The organism is Paenibacillus sp. S29 (assembly GCF_049319765.1).
GTDB lineage: Bacteria > Bacillota > Bacilli > Paenibacillales > Paenibacillaceae > Paenibacillus > Paenibacillus polymyxa_B.
Genome location: NZ_JBMOUI010000092.1, coordinates 1 through 315 on the forward strand (window position 1 = coordinate 1; position 315 = coordinate 315).

Annotated in this window: 1 rRNA gene; it reads left to right on the top strand. The window is 56.5% G+C overall.

The features are described from left to right. A 23S ribosomal RNA gene (locus ACL9RM_RS26635) occupies positions 1–315 on the top strand; the annotation flags it as partial.

Below are 315 nucleotides of genomic sequence, written 5' to 3' on the forward strand. Positions count from 1 at the left end.
TAGTAGCGAAGGTCATGATCTCAGACTGCCAAGAAAAGCCTCTAGCCAGGAGAAGGTGCCCGTACCGCAAACCGACACAGGTAGGCGAGAAGAGAATTCTAAGGCGCGCGGAAGAACTCTCGTTAAGGAACTCGGCAAAATGACCCCGTAACTTCGGGAGAAGGGGTGCCTCGGTAGGGTGAATAGCCCGAGGGGGCCGCAGTGAAAAGGCCCAAGCGACTGTTTAGCAAAAACACAGGTCTGTGCGAAGCCGCAAGGCGAAGTATACGGGCTGACGCCTGCCCGGTGCTGGAAGGTTAAGGGGAGTGGTAAGCC